The 4789-nt window shown below is 75.6% G+C and carries 4 protein-coding genes and 1 pseudogene; 4 read left to right on the top strand and 1 reads right to left on the bottom strand.

Annotated features, from left to right (window positions below; translation table 11 throughout):
* The coding region (locus E1165_RS28025) for a serine/threonine-protein kinase (RefSeq protein WP_132394702.1) at window positions 1–940 on the bottom strand (940 nt) is incomplete at its 3' end.
* Between the two features lie 169 nt (window positions 941–1109).
* Between E1165_RS28025 and E1165_RS28020 the strand changes: the two genes are divergently transcribed.
* The 4 genes and pseudogenes from E1165_RS28020 to E1165_RS28005 form a co-directional block, all read left to right on the top strand.
* Window positions 1110–1940 (top strand): patatin-like phospholipase family protein, encoded by an 831-nt coding sequence (locus E1165_RS28020; protein WP_132394701.1) that lies wholly within the window; start codon window positions 1110–1112, stop codon window positions 1938–1940.
* The gene (locus E1165_RS28015; protein WP_132394700.1) at window positions 1940–2989 is read left to right on the top strand and encodes a 1-acyl-sn-glycerol-3-phosphate acyltransferase; all 1050 of its coding nucleotides are present in this window, start codon (window positions 1940–1942) and stop codon (window positions 2987–2989) included. Before E1165_RS28020 ends, E1165_RS28015 begins: the two co-directional genes overlap by 1 nt.
* Window positions 2990–2998: 9 nt before the next feature.
* Window positions 2999–3319 (top strand): divalent-cation tolerance protein CutA, encoded by a 321-nt coding sequence (gene cutA, locus E1165_RS28010; protein ID WP_132394699.1) that lies wholly within the window; start codon window positions 2999–3001, stop codon window positions 3317–3319.
* Window positions 3320–3367: 48 nt separating this feature from the next.
* Window positions 3368–4789: pseudogene (locus E1165_RS28005) on the top strand (hypothetical protein); the annotation flags it as partial.

Here is a 4789-nt window from a genome sequence, read left to right as displayed (position 1 = left end):
CCCTCCCCGCGCTCGCCACCTCGCCGGTCGCCGTGGCGGCCCCCGGCGAGGTGGCGAGCGCGGGGAGGGTCACCGTCGGCGAGAGCATGGTGGCCGCCTGCGGGTCACCGGGGAGCATCTGGTCGCGCAGCGCCGCGGCGACCTGGTGCGCGCTGGGGCGCTCGTGCGGGTCGCGGGCCAGGCAACGCAGGCAGGTGCGCGCCACCACCGGGGGCAGCCCCGGCACGCCCTCCAGCGAGGGGGCCCGCTGGTCCTGCAACGCGGCGCCCAGTTCCTCCCAGGTGTCGGCCGGGTACGGCACCTGCCCGGTCAGGGTCTCGTAGAGCAGCACACCCAGCGAGTAGACGTCGGTGGCCGGCTGGGCCGGCGCCCCGTCCAGCCGTTCCGGTGCCACGTACGCCGGGGTGCCGAAGGTGCCGCCGTCCTCGTCCTCGTCCGGAGTGCCGGCCTGGGTGGCGATGCCGAAGTCGAGCACCTTGGCGCCGACCTTCGTCATCATCACGTTGGCCGGGGTGATGTCCCGGTGCACGATGCCCAGCCGGTGTGCGGCGGCGAGCGCCTCCGCCACCTGGATGCCGACCTCGACCGCCGCCGGCCAGGGCAGTGGTCCTTCGCTGAGCCGGTCCTCCAGCTCCTCGCCTTCGAGTAGCTCCATCACCACGAACGAGGTGATCTCGCCGTCCGGGGCGAGTGTCTCGCCGTAGTCGTGCACCGAGGTGACGTGCGGGTGGACCAGTTGGGCGGCCGAGCGGGCCTCCTCGCGCACCATGTCCCGGAAGCGGGCGTCCGCGGCGAGGGAGGGGGCGAGCACCTTGACCGCCACCACGCGGTTGAGGACCTCGTCCCGGGCACGCCAGATGACCGACATGCCGCCGGCCCCGATCTGGTCGAGGAGCCGGTACCGGCGGGCCAGCAACCGGCCGGGTTGCAGCGCTGCCATCTGTGATCGCACCTGCCTCGGGGTGGGGGCGGTATCAGGTTGAGGGAAGGTGTCCGCCCTGTCAACGGCCGTCCGGGTTTCCGGTGACTCGCTGCGCCGAGTGGCTTGCCCCCTGCGACGACCAGCGGCTCCGGTGGGTGGGCGGCGCCCGCGTGCCAGGATGAGCGGCATGGGTGGCGGTCCGGTGGCGTTCGTGCTCGGCGGCGGGGGAGTGCTCGGCGCGGTCGAGGTGGGCATGCTGCGTGCCCTGTTCCGTGCCCGGATCCGTCCCGACGTCGTGCTGGGCACCTCCATCGGCGCGGTCAACGGCGCGCTGGTCGCCGCAGAGCCGTCCGAGGCGGTCACCGACCGGCTGGTTCGGCTCTGGGCCTCGCCGGAGGCCAGCGAGGTGTACGGCGACTCGGTGGCCCGGCAGTTGCGCCGCTTCGCGGCCCGTACCCACCTGCACTCGCCCCGCCCACTACGCAAACTGCTGGAGAGCGAGCTGGGCGCGGAGACCACGTTCGCCGACCTGAAGGTGCCCTTCCGCTGCTGCGCCGCCAGCATCGAGCGGGCCGCCGAACACTGGTTCCACTCCGGACCGGTGGTGCCCGCCGTGCTCGCCTCCGCCTCGGTGCCGGGGCTGCTGCCTCCGATCCGGATCGACGACCAACACTACGTCGATGGCGGGATCGTCAACTCCATCCCGATCGGGGAGGCGGTCGCGGTCGGCGCCAAGCGGATCTTCGTCCTCCAGGTGGGGCGGATCGAACGGGAGCTGACGCCGCCCCGGCGGCCCTGGGAGATCGCGCAGGTCGCGTTCGAGATCGCCCGGCGGCACCGGTTCGCCCGTGAGATGGCGGCGCTGCCCGAGGGGGTGGAGGTGCACGTGCTACCGACCGGCGGGCTGGAGCCCCGGGACGACAGCCCGTGGGCGTACCGGGACCTGGCGGCGGTGGGGCGCCGGATCAGCCGCGCCTACACCGCCTCCCGGCACTACCTGGCCTCCCTGGACCGCTGATGCCGCTGCCACCGAGGTGGGTACGCCGGCTGGTGCTGGCACCCGGCGTGGTGCTGCTCGCGGTGCTGATGGTCACCACGGTGCCGGTCTGGGCCCTGCTCGGGCTGGCCGTCTCGCCGCTCGTCCCCGGCCGGCTGCGCCCGCTGCGGCTGCTCTGGATCGGCTGCGTCTACCTGGTCTGGGACGCGGCGGCACTGGTCGCGCTCTTCGCGCTCTGGGTGGCCTCCGGTTTCGGCCTGAACAAACGCTCGCCGGCCAACCAGCGCGCCCACTACGTGCTCGCCGGCCGTTTCCTCCGGGTGCTCTTCTGGCAGGCCCGGCGGACGCTGCGGCTACGCATCGACGTGGTGGGCACCGACCCGGACACCGCCCTGCCCGGCCGCCCCGAGCTGGTGCTCTGTCGGCACGCCGGGCCCGGTGACTCGTTCATCCTGATCCACGCCCTGGTCAACTGGTTCCACCGCGAGCCGAGAATCGTGCTCAAGGCGAGCCTCCAGTGGGACCCGGCGATCGACGTGCTGCTCAACCGGCTGCCGAACCGGTTCATCGCGCCCGGGCCGGACAACCGCGACTCGGTGGTCCGGCAGATCGGCCACCTCGCCACCGGTCTCGACGACGACGACGCGTTCGTGATCTTCCCGGAGGGCGGCAACTTCACCCCCCGCCGCCGGTTGCGGGCGATCGCCCGGCTGCGCGCGCTCGGTTTGGAGAAGATGGCGTTGCGCGCCGAGAGGCTGCGGCACGTCCTCGCCCCGCAGCCGGGTGGGCTGCTGGCCGCCCTGGACGCCGCCCCGGACGCCGGGGTCGTCTTCGTGGCGCACACCGGGCTGGACCGGATGCTCACCGTCGCCGACGTGTGGCGGGAACTGCCGATGGACAAGCGGATCGTGATGCGCTTCTGGTCCGTGCCGCCGGAGGAGATCCCCGCCGGCCGGCAGGAACGTATCGACTGGCTCTACGACTGGTGGGCGCGGATCGACGCCTGGATCGCCACCACCCGCGACGGCGTCGGCGTCGCGTCCGGTGTCGACGGCTCGGGCGTCGCCTAGGGTGCGCTGGTGGAACAGATCTGTGTGGTGACGACGGTGGTGGACGCGCGTGCGGTGGCCGACGGGCTCGCGGCGACGGCGGTCGCCGACCGGCTGGCCGCCTGCGCCCAGGTCGGCGGGCAGGTCGACAGCACCTACTGGTGGCGTGCCACGACGGAAACCAGCACCGAGTGGTCGGTGCAGTTCAAGACGGCCCCCGACCGGGTCACCGCGCTGGTCGCCACCATCCGCGCCGCGCACCCGTACGAGGTGCCGGAGATCCTGGTGAGCCGGGTGGAGTGCGGCGACCCGGCGTACGCGGCCTGGGTTCGCGAGAACACCCGGGTCTAGGTACGCGCACTCTGTCGGTCACCCCGCCCGGCCGCCGAGGATGGCCGGGTGCAGAACACCGTGTACCCCTGCCCGGCCTGCGGCGCGCCGGCGAACCTGGTCGGCGGGTGTGCCGGCTGCGGCCGGCCACCGTACCCGCCCGCCGCCGAGGTGATCCGGCTGGACCGGGAGCTGGTCGTGCTCGCCGCGGAGGTGGCGCGGGCGCGCGAGGCGTACCAGGAGGTGTCGGGCCGGTTCGAGACGGCGCGGCGGCGGCGGGCGGAGTTGGCGGCCCGGGTGAGCGCGGACGCCGCGCGGCCGGCGCCGGCGGCGGTCGGCGGGGGGCCGACCGTCCCGGTTCCGCCCCGGCCGCCGGCGGCGGTCCCCGGGCGGCCCGAGGCGTCGACCCGGACGGTGCAGGGCCTGCTGTTCGTCCTCGGCGGTCTGCTCCTCGGCACCGCCGCGGTGGTCTTCACCGCGGTCGCCTGGGCGGCGGTGGGGGTCGTCGGCCGGGCCCTGATCCTGGCTGCGGTCACCGTAGTCGCGCTGGCCGTGCCGCTGGTCGCGGCGCGGCGGGGGCTGCGCGGCACCGCGGAGACCGTAGCCGCGGTGGGCCTGCTGCTGGTGGTCCTCGACGGGTACGCCGCCTGGGCGGTCGACCTGTTCGGCGTGGCCTCCTGGCCGGGCGCCCGGTACGCCGCGCTGGTCGGGGGGGCCAGCGCGGCGGTCGCCGCCGGGTACGCCCGGCTCAGCCGGCTGGCCGTGCCCTGGTTCGCGGCGCTGCTGGTGGCGCAGCCGGTGTTGCCGCTGGCCGCCGCCGGGGCCCGGCCGGGGGCCGACGGATGGAGCCTGGTCCTGGTGGCGGTGGCGCTGCTCGACCTCCTGGTGGTGGTCGTCCTGTACCACCGCCACCCGGACGCCCCCGCCGGGTCGCCGGTGCCCGGTCCGGTGCGGGCCGGGCGGGTGCTGGCCTGGCTCGGGTTCGGTGGCGCCATGTTGCTGGCCGCCGGTTGCGCGCTCGTCCCGCTCGCCTGGGGGCGGGCCGCCGGCCGGCCGCTGCTCGCCGGGGCGCCGCTGCTGCTGGTGGCACTGGCCGGGTACGCCGGGGCGTGGGCCGCGCGAAAGCGGGGACCGCGCCAGGCGGCGGCCGGCCTGCTGGTGCCGGTGCTGGCCGCCGCGCTGTTGCGCCCGGTCGCCGAGCTGCGTCCCGGCCTGCTGCTGGTGGCGGCGGCCCTGGTGGCCGCCGGGCTGGGCGGGGCGGTCCGGGCGCTGCCGGCGGGACCGCGTTCCGGTCCCCGGGTCGGCGCGCTGCTGGTCGCCGGTGGCGTCGGCCTGGTCGGCCTGCTCGCCACCGTGCTGCTCGCCGCCACGGCGGCGGCCCGTTCGCAGCCGCCGTGGCGGGGCGCGGAGCCGGGACCGGCGGTGCACTGGGGCTGGCAACTCCCGGTCGCCGTCGCGCTCGTCGCCGCCGTGTTCGTCCTGCTGCTGCCC

The sequence above is a fragment of the Micromonospora sp. KC723 genome, from assembly GCF_004348595.1.
Classification (GTDB): domain Bacteria; phylum Actinomycetota; class Actinomycetes; order Mycobacteriales; family Micromonosporaceae; genus Micromonospora.
The sequence above is the reverse complement of the archived record's forward strand: the minus strand, read 5'-3'. Positions and strand labels throughout refer to the sequence as shown.